18 protein-coding genes and 1 tRNA gene are annotated in these 14,799 nt (G+C 69.0%); 3 read left to right on the top strand and 16 right to left on the bottom strand.

The genetic code is table 11. The annotated features are described in order from the left end of the window. Window positions 1–35 precede the first annotated feature (35 nt). From purF to BN1959_RS10190, 7 genes are all read right to left on the bottom strand, one after another. Complete coding sequence (purF, locus tag BN1959_RS10215; RefSeq protein ID WP_053948558.1) at window positions 36–1,517, bottom strand: amidophosphoribosyltransferase; 1,482 nt, start codon at window positions 1,515–1,517, stop codon at window positions 36–38. Between the two features lie 198 nt (window positions 1,518–1,715). Beyond that, window positions 1,716–1,892, bottom strand: a complete 177-nt coding sequence (locus BN1959_RS14430) for a 50S ribosomal protein L37e (RefSeq protein ID WP_079978661.1) — start codon at window positions 1,890–1,892, stop codon at window positions 1,716–1,718. Beyond that, on the bottom strand, window positions 1,889–2,119 hold the full coding sequence (locus BN1959_RS10210; protein WP_053948557.1) for an LSM domain-containing protein: 231 nt from the start codon (window positions 2,117–2,119) through the stop codon (window positions 1,889–1,891). The genes BN1959_RS14430 and BN1959_RS10210 overlap by 4 nt, the downstream gene beginning before the upstream one ends. An 85-nt stretch (window positions 2,120–2,204) precedes the next feature. Further along, the gene (locus BN1959_RS10205; RefSeq protein ID WP_053948556.1) at window positions 2,205–3,008 is read right to left on the bottom strand and encodes a succinylglutamate desuccinylase/aspartoacylase domain-containing protein; all 804 of its coding nucleotides are present in this window, start codon (window positions 3,006–3,008) and stop codon (window positions 2,205–2,207) included. A gap of 45 nt (window positions 3,009–3,053) precedes the next feature. Then, the gene (locus tag BN1959_RS10200) at window positions 3,054–4,082 is read right to left on the bottom strand and encodes a M42 family metallopeptidase (protein WP_053948555.1); all 1,029 of its coding nucleotides are present in this window, start codon (window positions 4,080–4,082) and stop codon (window positions 3,054–3,056) included. A 57-nt stretch (window positions 4,083–4,139) separates the two neighbouring features. Next, window positions 4,140–4,922, bottom strand: a complete 783-nt coding sequence (locus tag BN1959_RS10195; protein ID WP_053948554.1) for a GNAT family N-acetyltransferase — start codon at window positions 4,920–4,922, stop codon at window positions 4,140–4,142. A gap of 1 nt (window position 4,923) precedes the next feature. Then, complete coding sequence (locus BN1959_RS10190) at window positions 4,924–5,421, bottom strand: hypothetical protein (RefSeq protein ID WP_053948553.1); 498 nt, start codon at window positions 5,419–5,421, stop codon at window positions 4,924–4,926. A 118-nt stretch (window positions 5,422–5,539) separates the two neighbouring features. On the opposite strand from BN1959_RS10190, the gene BN1959_RS10185 reads away from it, so the two are divergent. Next, window positions 5,540–5,623 (top strand) — tRNA-Leu (locus BN1959_RS10185). A 198-nt stretch (window positions 5,624–5,821) separates the two neighbouring features. On the opposite strand, the gene BN1959_RS10180 is transcribed toward BN1959_RS10185, so the two are convergent. The 6 genes from BN1959_RS10180 to BN1959_RS10155 form a co-directional block, all read right to left on the bottom strand. Continuing rightward, a complete protein-coding gene (locus tag BN1959_RS10180; RefSeq protein ID WP_053948552.1) occupies window positions 5,822–6,448 on the bottom strand; it encodes a HemK2/MTQ2 family protein methyltransferase in 627 nt (208 codons plus the stop codon). Then, window positions 6,445–7,659, bottom strand: a complete 1,215-nt coding sequence (locus BN1959_RS10175; protein ID WP_053948551.1) for a mechanosensitive ion channel family protein — start codon at window positions 7,657–7,659, stop codon at window positions 6,445–6,447. The genes BN1959_RS10180 and BN1959_RS10175 overlap by 4 nt, the downstream gene beginning before the upstream one ends. Then, window positions 7,660–8,529 carry a 16S ribosomal RNA methyltransferase A gene (locus BN1959_RS10170; protein ID WP_202594673.1) on the bottom strand — a complete coding sequence of 290 codons (870 nt, stop codon included), beginning with the start codon at window positions 8,527–8,529 and terminating at the stop codon, window positions 7,660–7,662. A gap of 42 nt (window positions 8,530–8,571) precedes the next feature. Next, window positions 8,572–9,174: a DUF655 domain-containing protein gene (locus BN1959_RS10165; protein ID WP_053948550.1), complete on the bottom strand. Its 603-nt coding sequence runs from the start codon at window positions 9,172–9,174 to the stop codon at window positions 8,572–8,574. Between the two features lie 68 nt (window positions 9,175–9,242). Next, window positions 9,243–9,599, bottom strand: a complete 357-nt coding sequence (locus BN1959_RS10160; protein WP_053948549.1) for an RNA polymerase Rpb4 family protein — start codon at window positions 9,597–9,599, stop codon at window positions 9,243–9,245. Continuing rightward, entirely contained in the window at window positions 9,599–9,892 is a 294-nt protein-coding gene (locus BN1959_RS10155) for a 50S ribosomal protein L21e (RefSeq protein ID WP_053948548.1), read from the bottom strand. Before BN1959_RS10155 ends, BN1959_RS10160 begins: the two co-directional genes overlap by 1 nt. A gap of 129 nt (window positions 9,893–10,021) precedes the next feature. On the opposite strand from BN1959_RS10155, the gene BN1959_RS10150 reads away from it, so the two are divergent. Continuing rightward, window positions 10,022–11,191, top strand: coding sequence for a cystathionine gamma-synthase (locus BN1959_RS10150; RefSeq protein WP_053948547.1), 1,170 nt, complete (start codon window positions 10,022–10,024; stop codon window positions 11,189–11,191). A gap of 174 nt (window positions 11,192–11,365) precedes the next feature. Here BN1959_RS10150 and BN1959_RS10145 read toward each other — a convergent pair whose 3' ends face one another. The 3 genes from BN1959_RS10145 to BN1959_RS10135 form a co-directional block, all read right to left on the bottom strand. After that, window positions 11,366–11,842: a GNAT family N-acetyltransferase gene (locus tag BN1959_RS10145; protein ID WP_053948546.1), complete on the bottom strand. Its 477-nt coding sequence runs from the start codon at window positions 11,840–11,842 to the stop codon at window positions 11,366–11,368. Window positions 11,843–12,048: 206 nt separating this feature from the next. Further along, the gene (locus BN1959_RS10140; RefSeq protein ID WP_053948545.1) at window positions 12,049–12,483 is read right to left on the bottom strand and encodes a hypothetical protein; all 435 of its coding nucleotides are present in this window, start codon (window positions 12,481–12,483) and stop codon (window positions 12,049–12,051) included. Between the two features lie 121 nt (window positions 12,484–12,604). Next, complete coding sequence (locus BN1959_RS10135; RefSeq protein WP_053948544.1) at window positions 12,605–13,849, bottom strand: KaiC domain-containing protein; 1,245 nt, start codon at window positions 13,847–13,849, stop codon at window positions 12,605–12,607. A gap of 123 nt (window positions 13,850–13,972) precedes the next feature. On the opposite strand from BN1959_RS10135, the gene BN1959_RS10130 reads away from it, so the two are divergent. Continuing rightward, entirely contained in the window at window positions 13,973–14,794 is an 822-nt protein-coding gene (locus tag BN1959_RS10130; protein WP_053948543.1) for an NAD(+)/NADH kinase, read from the top strand. The last annotated feature ends 5 nt before the right edge of the window (window positions 14,795–14,799 follow it).

Raw genomic sequence — 14,799 nt, 5'->3', positions numbered from 1 at the left:
GTCGTCACAGAGTCACGGCTGACGATCGCCGTCCCTCAGTCGTCCGCCACGACGGCGCCGTCGATCTCCGGCCGCGTCACGTCCCGATCCGTCTCCTCGCCATCGATGTCGTAGGGGTACTCTCCCGTGACACAGCCCAGACAGAGGTCCGCACGCGACTCGCCGAGCACCTCGGCGACGCCGTCGACGCTCAGGTAGGAGAGCGAGTCCGCACCGACCGTCTCGCGGATATCCTCGGTGTCCTGCCCCGCGGCGATCAGCTCCTCGCGGGAGGCCATGTCGATCCCCATGTAGCAGGGCGCGAGGATCTGCGGCGCGCCGATGCGGAGGTGAACCTCCGCCGCGCCGGCCTCCTCCAGTAGCGATACGAGCTGCGTCGAGGTCGTCCCGCGGACGATGCTGTCGTCGATCAGCGTGACCGACTTCCCCTCGACCGTCGAGCGGATGGGGTTGAGCTTGAGGCGGACGGCCTGCTCGCGCTGGTCCTGCGTCGGCATGATGAACGTCCGCCCGACGTAGCGGTTCTTCATCAGTCCCTCCGCGAACTCCGGCCCGTCGTCGCCGAGCTCCTCGCTCGCGGCCTCGGCGTACCCCGTCGCGAACGCTCGCCCCGAGTCGGGGACGGGCATCACCACGTCGCTCTCGACGCCCGATTCCTCCCAGAGCCGAGCACCGAGGTCGCGGCGCGTGTCGTAGACGAGCTCCTCGTCGATCACGGAGTCCGGCCGCGCGAAGTAGACGTGCTCGAAGAAGCAGTGGGCGGTGTGCTCCTCCTCGACCAGCTGGTAGCTCTCGTACCCCGTGCCGTCGGGGTCGAGCAGGACGAGCTCGCCGGGTTTCACGTCCCGGATCAGCTCGCCGCCGAGCGTGTCGATCGCCGCCGACTCGCTTGCGAGCACGTAGCCGTCGTCGAGCTTCCCGAGACAGAGCGGGCGGTTCCCCTGCGGGTCGCGGATCCCGAGCACGGTCTCGTCGTGCATCACCGTCAGCGCGTAGGAGCCGTGGATTCGGTCCATCGTGCGCTTGACCGCACGGACGAGATCGGCGTCGAGCAGATTGCGGGCGAGGTCGTGGGCGATCACCTCGGTGTCGCCGTCAGAGGTGAACGCGTGCCCCTCTCCGGCCAACTCCTCGCGGATCTCGCCGGCGTTGACGAGGTTCCCGTTGTGACTCAGCGCGAGCGAGCCCGAGCGGAAGGAGACGGTAAACGGCTGTGCGCAGGCCTTGTCGACGCTGCCGGCCGTCGGGTAGCGGACGTGGCCCACGCCAGTCGAGCCCTGGAGGCCGTCGAGGTCGTCCTCCTCGAACGCCTCGCCGACCAGCCCCATCTCGACGTGGTCGTGCTGCTGGAACCCGTCGTGGGTGACGATCCCCGCCGACTCCTGGCCGCGGTGCTGGAGCGCGTACAGGCCGTAGTAACAGGGGTGGGCGGCCCCGCGGTCCTCGAGCGCGACACCGACGACGCCACACTTCTCCCGCATCCCGTCGGTCGGCCCTTCGGCCGAACCCTCGTGCATACCCGCCCGTCGGTCGCGCGGAACCAAAAACCCCCGCTATCGTGCTGTATCGTTGCCGGTAAACGGAGAGAATATTCAGATACGTGCATATCGACGGCCGGCGCGGCGATCGCGCTGTCCGTCGCTGGGACCGTCAGTAGCGCGAAAAGCAGCCGCTACTCGGTGGGAAAACGGCGGAGAAGACTGCAGTGAGAGCCGTCAGTTGTCGCCGCTTTTCGACTGCCACTCGTAGTCGCGTCGCTTGGCGGACTTCCCGAACCCGCACGACGAGCAGACCTTCTTCTTCGTGTGGTAGGATTTTTCGCCGCAGCGGCGACATTTCGTGTGAGTCGTGGTGTTCTTCTTCCCCTGGCTCGGTGTTCCTGCGCCGGTCATAGAGTTACCGAAACGACGTTGTCACCACGGATAATCGTTGTGTTGTCCACTTCCTCGACGTCGAGTTCGCCCAGCACGGCGTCGCTCGCGTCGGCCGGTTCGAGCACGACGTTCATGTGCTGGTCGTAGCCCGAGAGCGCCCCGTAGAAGGACTCGCCGTCCTTCAGATGGACCGTCACCGGCTCCGAGAGCGACTCCTCGAGCACGTCGAGCGGGCGTCCACTCATGGTCACTCAAACCCCGGTGCCGGAAATAAACGTACCGAACCGCCGACGACGCCGGACGGCCGTTCCCATCGCCGGGCGAGTCGGCTCACTCCAGTTGGCCGACCGCCTCGGCGGCGTAGCCGAAGATGTCGTCGTACCCCTCCGCCGAGAGGAGCACGGGGTAGAACGGCTCGTCGGCGGTCAGCGCCTCGCCGTCGGCGATCGCGAAGCGCTCGCCGGCCTCGACGCGCTCGAAGTTCGGGACGACCACGTCGTACTCCCGGCCCGGCGGCTTGGCGATCGGGCCGTCGAGGCGGAACACTTCGACTTCCCCGCGTTCAGGCTGAGCGAGCCGGTCGTCCGTCGCGGGGACCGACAGCGCGTTCGACGCCGCGAGGAACGCCCGGGTGAGCCAGTAGGCGTTCTCGGCGGCCTCCTCGCTCCCCTGGAGGCCACACTCCAGTTCGATCGTGTGGGCGTGCTCGACCAACCGGCCGTCGGTGTAGTTGTCGGTCTCGATCAGCACGTCGACGGGGAGCAGCGGCGCGAGCGAGCGCGCGATCTCGTCGACGGTGTCGATCACTGCGATCGGCTCGGCGTAGGACTGTGTGGAGTGCAGCGCGAGCACCGTACAGCCCTGCACCTCGCGGGCAAGCTCGTGGGCCAGCCGCGACTCGTGGGTGTCGCCGTCGGGGTCGCCGGGGAACGCGCGGTTGAGGTCTTCCTCGACGTACCGGACGCCCCGCTCCAGCGCCTCCTCGTTGGCGATGATCAGCTTCACGGGGCGATCGACTTCGGGGTCCTCGGCGACGAGACGGTCGACCGCCTCGACGCCACAGGGCTCGTCCCCGTGGATGCCAGCGACGACGGCCAGTTCGGGCTGTCCCTCGCCCAACTGGTGGATTCGCATACCACACTGAAGGAGGTGAACGGGCAAGAAGGGATCGGCTTCGGCCTACTCGATCAGCGACGCTGTCCGGGACAGCGCCGCCGTCAGCAGCGCCACCGTCGCCGCCAGATCGTCGCGATGGGCGGTCTCGACGGGGGAGTGGTGGTAGCGAACGGGGATCGAGAGTGCGCCCGACAGGACGGCGCCGCCGGCGTTCTGGAGCGCCCCGGTGTCGGTCCCGATGTTCGCGGCGACCTCACGCTGGTGAGCGATCTCCTCGGCGTCGGCCACGTCAGTGAGCCACTCGACGACGGCGGAGCTGGGGATCACGGAGGCGTCCTTGCGCTTGATCCCGACGCCCTCGCCGAGCGTGGACACCGTCTCGCCGGCGTCGACGCCGGGGACGCTCCGTTCGAGCGTTCCGTCGAGCGCGAGCACGAGATCCGGGTCGAACTGCTCGTCGGTCGCGACCGCACGAGCGCCGCGCAGGCCGACCTCCTCCTGCACCGTCGCACAGAAGTGGACCGTCGCGTCTGGCTCTGCGGCGCGTGCAGCGGCGAGCATCGCGTAGACGCCCGCGCGGTCGTCCAGCGCTTTCCCGGTCACGCAGTCGCCGAGTTCACGCGGTTCGGCGTCGAGCGTGACCACGTCGCCGACCGAGACGGCCTCGGCCGCGGCGTCGCCGTCGAGCCCCAGATCCACCGCGAGGTCGTCGATATCCGCCACGTCGTCCTCGTCGCGCGTGTGGGCCGGCTCGGCGCCGATGACGCCCGGGACCGTCCCGTCGTCCGTGTGCACGGTGACGGGCTGTGCACGGAGGATCTGTGCGTTCCAGCCGCCGAGAGCGTCGAGCCGGAGGAAGCCGTCGTCGGTGACCCGCGACACCATGAAGCCGATCTCGTCCATGTGGGTGGCGACGACGACCTCGCGGTCGTCCTCACCCTCAACAGTTCCCACGACGGTGCCCATCGCGTCGGTGTCGATACGGTCGACGGCGGGCGCCAGCGCCTCGCAGACCACTGCGCGGACGCCGTCTTCGTACCCCACCGGGCCGGCGGCCCGGGCGAGATCGAACAGGAGTTCCCGATCGTGCATAGTCGAGGCTGTTCCGGGGCGAGCAAAGGCGCTCCGGTCGGGGCGACCGTCGCCGGCTCAGGGAAGCCGCGCGAACCGCCAGAGCGAGGCGATTCGGACGAACCCGATCGACTCGTAGAAGCCGACGTGCTCGTCCGTGGCGCAGACGACGATCCGCTCGGCGGGGAGCGGGCAGCGGTCGACGACCGCCCGGACCAGTTCGGCGCCGACGCCCTCGCCCTGCGCGTCGGGCCGGACGCCGACGTGGGTGAACCGGGCGACCGACCCTTCGGTCTCGTCGTCGTGGACGTACCAGCCGGCAGCGCCGATCGGCTCCCCGTCGCGGGAGACGACGACCTCGCGTCCGTCGAGCGCGCCCGCGATCGCGGCGGTGTACTCGATCCCCGCGGGGTCGCGGCCGACCGCCTCGTGGACGGCTCGGGCGTCGTCGCTGCCGTGCCGGCGAGTGTCGAACCGCAGCCTCGTGTCGTCACCGGGAGTGGCGGTCGAGTCCGGGACGAGCGCCCGGTAGTCCTCCCGCTCGTAACCGTGGTTCCGGAGGAAGGGATCGAGGCGGACCGCCGTCTCGGTGTCGTGGCCGGCGACGACGCGGTGGGGGAGGTCGTGGCGCCGGTAGAGGCGATCGAGCTGCTCGAGCAGCGCCTGCGCGGCGTCGTCGTCGCCGACCGACGGCGGGAGCCCCGCCGTGGACGGGAGTCGGGCGTCGAGCAGCTGTGTCGCCGCCGCGCGGTCGGCGTGGGCAGGCTCGTGGACGAACGTCCCGAACCACGTCTCGGTCACGTCGGCGAGGACGCGCCACTTGGCGTACTCCGCGTCGGCGACGCGCTGGGGCGCGAGCATCTCACCCCAGCCCCGCGGCGTACTCGTAGTCGGCGGGGTAGGCGTCGGGCGTGTGGTCGTCGATCGCGATCCGCCAGTCGTCGATCAGCCGCGGTTCGAACATCGCGACCAGCAGCTGACGACGGACCGCCGCCACGTCGACGCCGTAGAAGTCGTCGGGCACGCCGCGCAGGTAGTCGAGCGCGGTCGAGAACAGCGACCGCATCCCGTCGTCACCGGCCTCGGCCCCCCGCCCGCCGTCGGCGGCGTGTTTGTGCGTACCGGCGGCGACCTGCTGCATCCCGTGGCAGAACGCCGACTCCGCGGTCCCCCGGCCGTAGTTGTACCACTCGAACTTGAAGCAGTCGTAGCTCTCGGTGTAGGCGGCGTCGTTGTACAGCCGGACGCCGTGTTCGGCCGCGCGCCGGAGCGTCGCGTGCTCCCAGCGACGGTCCTCGCGCCACCCGGTCGGGTCCCCCAGCGGCGGCGCGACACCGGGGTCGCGGGTGTGCTCGTCCATCGTCGGAGGAGTAGAACGGGCAGGGGCCTGAAACTATCGCCGGCGAGCGCGAACAGTGCGCAACGACCGACCCGAACCGTTGGCTTAAACCACGACGGCCCGTTTTCCCGGACTGTGTGCGAGGGTAGCCAAGCTGGGAAACGGCGGCGGACTCAAGATCCGCTCCTGTAGAGGTCCAAGGGTTCAAATCCCTTCCCTCGCATGAGTGCGCGCCGAAGGCGCGCTACGAATGCACACGGAAGAATTTGAACGAAGGCAGACGCAGCGCGAAGCGACCGTCTGCACGTAGTTCAAATCCCTTCCCTCGCATCGTCGGGGCAACCACCCCGTGATGCGGGAAGACGCTCTCGGAGCGCTCTTCCCTCGCAAAACTCTGCGTCCACGACTCAGTAGCGGTCGCTCAGTCGATCTTCCCCGATGACGGCTTCGCACACATCGAGAACCGCGTCAGCCGCAGGATCGACAGCGTCTCGAAGGGGTAGGACTCCTGTCGGACCTCCTCCGAAACGAAGCCGGCGTCGCGGGCCAGTTCCTCGACCGCCTCGAACCCCGCGAGCGAGGAGACCAGCAGCAGCGCCTGCCCGCCCGGCGCGAGCACGCGCCCGAGGTCGTCGAGGAACGGCTCGATCAGCTCGCGCCCGCTCTCCCCGCCGGAGAGCGCCTGCTCCATCCAGTCGTCCCACTCGTTCTCGGGATCGGTCGGGAGGTACGGCGGGTTGAACAGCACCGTCTCGAAGCTCCCATCGGCGAACGCGTCCGTGAGATTCGTCCGGACCGCCGCGATCCCGCGTTCGCGTGCCTGCTGACAGGCGTGTGGGTTCACGTCGGCGGCGACGATCTCCGGCACCTCGGGCGCGACCTGCTCGGCGACCCAGCCCGAGCCGGTGCCGACTTCCAGCGTCCGCCCGCGGGCGAACTCCGCGGCGGCGTCGGCGAGCAGCCCCGAGTCCTCCGCCGGCTGGTACACCTTCGTCTCCTCCCCGCGGCGCTCGGCCAGTCCCGCGGCCGTCGACTCCTCGTCGGTCATCCGTCCGCCTCCGCGTCGGCAGCGCCTTCGCGCTCGATGCGGTCGTCGTCGGTGTCGTCGTCGCCAGTCTCCTCGCTGTCTTCGGATCCCTCGTCCGCGTCGTCAGTCACGTCACTCGCACTGACGCCCGAGGCGGCGAACCCGCCGGGCTCCGGCCGGCCGGAGAGTTCGCGCTGGGGGAACGGGATCTTGATCCCTTCCGCGGCGAACGCTTCCTTGACCGCCGCGATCACCTCCGTCCGGGCTTTCCACATCTTCCGGGCGCTGGGGTTGTCGATGTAGTACCGCAGACGGAGCACGACGCTCGACCCCCCGAACTCCGCGAGCACGACGTTGGGGTCCGGCCGCTCCATCGGCGTCTCCGTCTCGGCCATCGCTTCGGCGGCAGTCGCCATCGCGTGCTCCACGTCGGTATCGTAGTCGACGCCGACGTCGGTCTCGATCCGCAGGCGCCCCTTCCGGGAGCGGTTGCGGATCTCGGTGTCCGTGACGATGTCGTTGGGGATCATCACGTACTCGTCGTCGAACGTCCGGAGCTGGGTGTTGAACACGCTGATGTCGGTGACGATCCCCTCCTCCTCGCCGATGACGACCCAGTCGCCCAGATCGAACGGGCGGGAGAACAGCACGACAAAGCCCGCGAGCACCGCGCCGAGGGTCTGGCGCGCTGCGAGACCTATCACGACACCGGCGGCCCCCGCACCGAGCAGCAGTTGGCCAGGGTCGACGTTCCAGATCCCCAGCACCACCAGCACCCCCATTGCGAACACGAACAGCTGGACGAGGTGGTGGGCGACCTCCTGCTGGTGGTCGCTGATCGCGCCGCGCTCCTTCGAGAGCCGCCGGATGCTACTCTTGGTGATCCGAGTCAGCCCGTACGCGGCCACGAACACGGCGATACTCAGCGCGATGGCGGCGACCTGCTGGCGGGAAGGGTCGATCTGGGACAACCCCTGTTCGAGCAGCCGGCCCGCCCGCCAGACCGCGATCAGGAACATCGCGGTCACGGCAGTCCAGACCGTGACGATCCCCGCCTGCACGGACTCGGCGACCGGGTCGTCGACGTGATCTTTCAGCCGCGAGCCGAGCGACCGCACCCCCGAGCCCACGAGCCCCAACACGACCAGCGCGACCAGCGTGAGGAGGAGTCGCATGTCGGTCGACGTCGTCAGCGCCCAGATCGCCTCCCGGAGACCGTGGTGGCCGGGCATTCAGCCACCCCTGTCGCCGACGCCGGGGTCGACCTGTCGAGCGAGCTGTGCGAGCGCGGCGAACTCCGCGGGCGAGACGGTTCCCGCGCGCTTGCTCATCAGCGACTCCTCAGCGGCGTCGACGACGGCGTCCGGCGTCTCCAGCCCGGAGATGTGGCCGGTGTTCCGGACGGCGTTGCGCATCGTCTTCCGGCGCTGGGTGAACAGCGCCTTCACGAACCGCAGGAAGAAGGACTCGTCGGCCACCTCGTACTCCGGCTCGCGGGGCGTACAGCGGACGACAGCGCTGTCGACGCGTGGTCGGGGGTCGAACGCCTCGGCGGGGACGTGCTCGACGATCTCCACGTCGGCGTAGTGTTGGGCCGACACCGAGAGCCGGCCGTAGTCGTCCTCGCCCGGCCCGGCGACCATGCGCTCGGCGAACTCCTGCTGGAACATCAACACCAGCGGGCGATTCCGGGGAAGGAGGTCGAACGCGATCTCCGAGGAGGCGCCGTAGGGGAGGTTCGACACCGACGCCGAGAACTTCGGCAGGTCGACCTCGAGCGCGTCGCCGCCGATCACGGTCAGCGCTCCGGACTCGATCGCGTCGGCGAACTCCTCGCGGAGGAAGCCGACGAGATCCGGGTCGCGCTCGACGACGGTGACCTGCCCGTCGGCGGGCGCGGCCGCGAGCAGGCGGTCGGTGAGGGCGCCGGTGCCACCGCCGATCTCGAGGACGTGCGAGCGGTCGGCCGCTTCCGGGAGATAGCCCGGGAGCCGGTCGAGCACCCGGTCGTCGACGAGGAAGTGTTGGTCGAACTCCGGGTTCCCCCGCTTGGCCCGACGGATGAGGGCGTCGGGGTCCCGCAGGTCGTCGGACCCAGTCATTACCGGCGATACCGCGTCGGCGGCGTTAAAAGCCCCGTTCCGCTACTGCTGCTCGCCCACGAACGCCCGGTACTTCACGTCCTCGGTGAGCTCCTCGATGATCCGCTCGACGACGGTGCCTTTCGCGTCGTGGAGCCCGGAGATGCGCTCCTCCAACTCCTCGAAGCTCTCGAAGGGTCCCTCCCGCTTGCGGCTCTCGAGGATGTCGTCCCGGAGCTTCTCGCCGATCCCGGGGAGGACGTTGAGCTGGTGGAGCCGCAGGGTCAGCGGCTGGGCTTCGTTGAAGTACTCGAGGAAGCGGTCGGGGTGACGGTCGACGATCTCCTCGATCACGTAGTCGAGCTCCTGCTCGGCGCCCCGTGAGAGGTCGTCGTGGTCGATCTCCCGGTAGCGCTGGACCAGATCGCGGTCGGCGTCGGGCGCGACGACGATCCGGTCGCCGATGCTCACGTCGGCGCCGTCGACGAGCGTGAGATCGAACAGGTCGAACTCCTGTTCGCCCACGGCGTAGGCGATCTCGGGTTTCTGGTGCTGTGACCGATCGTCGTCAGGGCGCCCGTACGGGAGGTGGTCGAGCACGACGGCGTACTCGACTTCCGCCTCGGCGGCGTCCTCGGCCGTACCGGACTCGTCGGCGTCGCTCATGGCCGGCGTACGTCACCCCGACGGATAAACTGTCGCCCGGCGTGAGAACGAGTCGAAAGCGCCCGCGGTCAGGCGTACTCGGCGACGACGTTGAGGATCTCGTCGAGCTCCTCGCCCGACAGCGAGTAGCGCTCCTGTGCGTAGACGGTTCGCAGCTCGTCGCGGTCGCGGGGGAGCAGGTCCGCGATCTTGTGCGCGGTCGCCTCGTCGACCTTCTCGAGCTCCTGCAGGCGCTCGACCAGCTCGCGGGACTCCTCGGCGTCGAGCAGTGCGAAGCGGTTCACGTGTTCGATGGCACGAGCCAGCTCGTAGCGGAGTTCCCGCTCCTCGTCGGCCGCGCGTTCCTCCTCGACGGACTGGAGCTCCTCTTTCACCTCGGCGGCGGTGAGATACTCCTCGTCGAGCTTCTCTTTGAAGATCGTCATTACTCTTCCTGCGCGCGGAGATGGGCGGCGGCGGCGATGATCGTCTTCTCCTTGCCGCCGTCGGTGATCTGGACTTTGAACGCGTCGCCCTGCTGGCCGAGAACCTCGCCGGTGTGGCCGTTGAAGCGCGCGTGGAAGCGCCCGTCCTGCACCGAGGGGTCGAGCACGAGGTGGACCTTCTGTCCCTCGTCGAACTCGGCGATGGCGCGCTGGGGCGGCGACGTGCCGCGCTCGCGGGGGTGGTTCGAGAGCTTGTTCCGGGTTCCGGTGTTGGGCCCGTTGGAGCTAGGCATGGTCTTGTACCCGCGTACTGGTGGTCGGCGTATAAACGATGCGTTCTCGGGACGGGATGTGCCGCCGAGACACCCCACTGGCCGCGCCGGAAGCGGAACTATGACGCCCCCGCCGGCCCAGTGGCCGGTATGAGCGACGAGCACGACGACGAACGCATCGAGACCCGGGCGATCCACGCCGGACAGGAGCCCGACGCGGAGACCGGCGCGCTGATGACGCCGATCTACGCCAACTCCACCTACGAGCAGGACGCGCCCGGCGACCACCGCGGCTACGAGTACTCCCGGACGGGCAACCCAACGCGGACGGACCTGGAGGAGAACCTCGCCGCGCTGGAGGGCGGGGAGTTCGGCCGCGCGTTCTCCTCGGGAATGGGGTCGATCAACACCGTCCTCAATCTGCTCGAATCCGGCGACCACGTCGTCGCCGGCGACGACGTCTACGGCGGTACTCACCGAATCTTCACGCAGGTGTACGAGGACTACGACCTCGAGTTCGACTTCGTGGACACCACCGACCACGACGCGGTCCGCGACGCGATGCAGGAGAACACCGAACTCCTCTGGGTCGAGACGCCGACCAACCCCCTGCTGAACGTCAACGACATCGACGCGCTGACCGACATCGCCGACGAGTACGACGCGCTCAGCGCCGTGGACAACACGTTCGCGACGCCGATGCTCCAGCGACCCCTCGAACACGGCGCGGACATCGTCTCCCACTCGCTGACGAAGTACCTCGGCGGCCACTCCGACGTGGTCGGCGGCGCGCTGATCGTCGACGACGCCGAACTCGACGACCGCATCGCGTTCTATCAGAACTCCGTCGGCGCCACCCCGTCACCGTTCGACTGCTTCCTCGTCCTCCGCGGCACGAAAACGCTGCCCGTGCGGATGGACCGCCACTGCGAGAACGCCAGCGAACTGGCGCACTGGCTGCAGGACCACGACGCGATCGACCGCGTCTACTACCCCGGGCTGGAGAGCCACCCGGACCACGAGCTCGCGGCGGAACAGATGGACGACTTCGGCGGGATGCTCAGCTTCGAACTCGACGGCACGCTGGAGCAGGCCCGGACGGTCGTCTCGGAGACGGACGTGTTCACGCTCGCCGAATCGCTCGGCGGCGTCGAGAGCCTGATCGAGCAGCCGGCGACGATGACCCACGCCGCGATTCCCAAGGAGGAGCGTGAGGCGGCGGGGTTGACTGACGGGCTGATCCGGGTGAGCGTCGGCGTCGAGCACGTCGACGACATGAAGGACGATCTGGAGCAGGCGTTCGAGGACGCGCTGGACTGACCACGAACGAGCGAAGTTCCCGCGAACGAAGTGAGCGGGAGCACGAGAGAGCTTCGCTCTCTCGGAGCGAGTGAGTGGGCCAAGAGCCGACCAACGGGAGGCTCGCAGGCTTTTGGTCGAGCTTTTGCAAGGGCCCTCCGGGGCTCGCAGCAAAAGGTCGAGTAGAAAGGTCGGTTATCGGCGAACGAACTCCGAGAGCTTCTCCGAGATTGTCCGTTCCTCGCCGAGTTTGAGGTAGTAGGCGTCGCCGCCGTCCTCGTAGTAGCTCTCGATGCGGCGCACCACCTCGAAGCCGATGTGGCGGTAAAAGGAGAGCGCGTCCTCGTTGGTCGCACGGGCGTGGCAGGTCACCGAGTCGTGGTCGCGGGCCACGTCGGCGACGAGGCGCTGCCCGAACCCCTCGCCGCGGTGGTCCGGCGAGACGGCGAGGAAGAGGATGTAGCCGTCGCGGCGGGCCGAGACGAAGCCGGCGAGCTCCCCGTCGACGAAGATCAGGCGGCAGTCGGCACGGCGATAGGCGTCCCTGAAGAAGCTGCGGCGCTGCTTCAACACGCCCTCAGTCCGGCGGATCCGCTCTTTTAGTTGCCACGCCTCGGACTCGTGGGTGCCGTCCCCCCGGGGGTCCCGGCGCGTCTCGACCGTCGCGCTCACTGTTGCCGATTGGTAGTCGTGACGGGGATTTAACTCCGTCGTCGGTGGGGGCAAGCGTCGGCGGGAGGGCGACGGGGATATCGAGCTTCGTGGCTGGGGAACGGAGGGCCCAGCAGGGCGCTCGCCGTATTGGTCGTCACACGTCGACGGCATCGAGCTCCGTGGCTGCGAGCCGAAGCTCGCAGCAGGTCACGCGCCGTCGACGGCTAAAACACGCTGTCGGCGGTCGCGGCCCCGACCACCGCGAAGACGGCGCCGATGCTCACCGCCTTCGCGGTCTGGTAGGCGTCGGCGTCGAACGCCTCCGGTGCGGCGAAGCTGAACGCCAGCACGAGCACCGAGCCGAAGGAGACGAGCATCAGCGTCAGGAACCGGTAGGGGATCCCTGCGACCTCCGTCTCGTCGTCGGCGTCGCGGCCGCTATCGGCGCGGTAGAGCGCCCCCCAGCCGATCGCGACCACGATCCCGACTACCGTCACCCACTGGGCCGGGTTCATGAACCCCGCGAGCACCCAGACCTCCTCGGTGACGACGAACGGCCCGGCGAGCAGGAACCCCCCGACGACCTGCTGGGCCACGTCGGCCGGCTGGAACTCGCGGTTGAACAGCCGGCGGAGGAGCCTCCGCACGATACCGGTCATACGTCGTCCTCACGGCGGGAGGTCTTTACTCCGACGACCGCTGGGCGGGACACCGCCGCGGCTGCTCGTCGCCGCGATGGGGTTTCACACCGCCGCGGCTGCTCGTCGCCGCGGCGGAGTTTCAGAAGATGTTCGCCTGCCGGTACACCGAGATCCCCTCGTTGGTGATCTCGTACGGCTTCGTCTCGCGGGAGTGGTTCGCGTCCCGGATCTTCTGGATCTCCACCGCCAGTCTGGTCTCTCGGAAGTCCGACGGACGGACGTACTGGAGGATGAACACCGCGTCCACGAGGTATTCGATGATCCCGTACCGCGAGGTGTAGGCGTCGTCGCTGTCGGCCTCGGAGGTCAGCATCGTCGTCACGCCCGCCCGCTTGAGCGAGCGCGCGAAGTCGAACACCTCGGACCGCCGGTCGGCGGGGTGGTCGTACATCATCTCCAGCAGCGACACCGAGTCGAGCACCAGCCGGTCGGCGTTGAACTCCTCGACCAGCCGCGAGATGTCGTTCCGGATCGACGACAGCGAGTTCGCCATCTCGATGGGGTCCATCGCGACGATCGCCAGCCGGCCCTCGTCGCGCCACTTCCGGAACGGCCAGCCCTTCTCCTCGGCGGTCGAGAGGATCGCCTCGCGGGACTCCTCCAGCGTGATGTAGATCGCCCGCCCGTCGTCCTCGAGCGTCTCCGTGAGAAACTGGAGGCCGAACGTGGTCTTCCCGGTCCCCGCGGAACCGATCGCGACCATCAGCGATCGCGTGGGGACGCCGCCGAGGATCATCTCGTCCAGCCCCTCGATCCCCACGTCGATCCGGTCGATGTCCGAGTCCAGCTCCGCCTCGTCGAACGACTCCCCCTCGCCACCGAACCCCTCGGCGCCACCACCGAAGCCACCACCACCGGCGCCGAACCCGCCGCCACCGCCGAACTCGTCCGCGCCACCCTCGTCGCCGATCGCATCGCGGCCGCCCCCGCCCTCGCCGAACTCGGGGGCGTCGCCGAACGGGTCCTCCTCGGACTCGGCCTCGTCGCCGGCGACACCGCCGAAGGGATCGGTCTCCTCCCCGCCCTCGTCGAACGAGTCCGCGCCGGACCCGCCGAACTGATCCGACTCTGGACGCTCCGGCGACTCATCGGCGACCGGTTCGCCGAAGGAGTCCTCCCCGTCCTCAGCCTCGCCGCCGAACGAATCCTCCCCGTCCTCAGCCTCGCTGTCGAAGGAGTTCTCAGCCTCGCCGCCGAACGAATCCTCCCCGTCGTCGGCGGACTCCTCTGCCGCGGGTGACTCCTCGTCCGCGCCCGCACGCTCCTCCTCGTCGGCCTCGCGCATCGCGCGCTCGAACCAGTCTTCCTCCTCCTCGTCGCTCATGGGGGCGCGCTCACCTCCGCGGGGCGGTCACTCATTATCGACCCTCCGTTGCGCCCGCAAATGAAGGTTGTCCGTGTAGCGTGTATCCGCGCGTTTTTGCCGGCGGGGTGGGAAGCGCGAGCCATGTTGGTCGGTATCGTCGCGAATCGGGGCAACAGGCGGGCGTCGTTCCTGGCCGCGGATATCCGGGATCGGCTCCGGGAGGCCGACGTCGAGGTGTGGCTCGACGAGGCCACGGCGGGGGCACACGACGAGTCCGGCCACCCCGTCGACGCGATGGACGCGTGTGACCTCGTCGTCACGATCGGCGGCGACGGGACGTTCCTGTTCGCCGCCTGCGGCGTCGGCGGGACGCCGGTCCTCGGCGTGAACCTCGGCGAAGTCGGCTTCCTGAACGCGGTCGGCCCGGAGGAGGCAGTCCAGGAAGTGATGCGGGAGGTCGAGGCGCTCGAAAGCGGCGAGCTCTCCGTCCGTGAGGCGCCCCGACTCGTCGCCACTGGTGAGGACTGGGAGAGCCCAGCGGCGGTCAACGAGATCGTCCTGCAGGGGCCACAGCGCGGTCGCGCCGGCGGGATCGGGCTCGAGACCAGGGTCGACGGCTCGCTGTTCTCCTCGGGCCGGGCCGACGGCGTGCTCGCCGCGACGCCGACGGGATCGACCGCGTACAACCTTTCGGAAGGCGGGTCGCTGATCCACCCCGACGTCGACGCGATCGTGCTCAACGAGATGTGCGCCGAGGCGGGGATGCCGCCGCTTGCGGTCGGGCTCGACAGCGAGATCACGGTCCGGCTCACGGGGGCGCCGGAGGCCCACGTCGTCGTCGACGGCCGAGTGACCCGGAGCCTGGAGCCGCCGGCGACGGTGACGATCCGGACCGCCGACACGCCGGTCCGGATCGCCGGCCCCGACGTGGAGTTCTTCGAGGCGCTGAACAAGCTGGAGTAGGTCGC

It is taken from the genome of Halolamina sediminis (genome assembly GCF_001282785.1).
In the GTDB taxonomy this organism is placed as follows: Archaea; Halobacteriota; Halobacteria; order Halobacteriales; family Haloferacaceae; genus Halolamina; species Halolamina sediminis.
The sequence above is the reverse complement of the archived record's forward strand: the minus strand, read 5'-3'. Positions and strand labels throughout refer to the sequence as shown.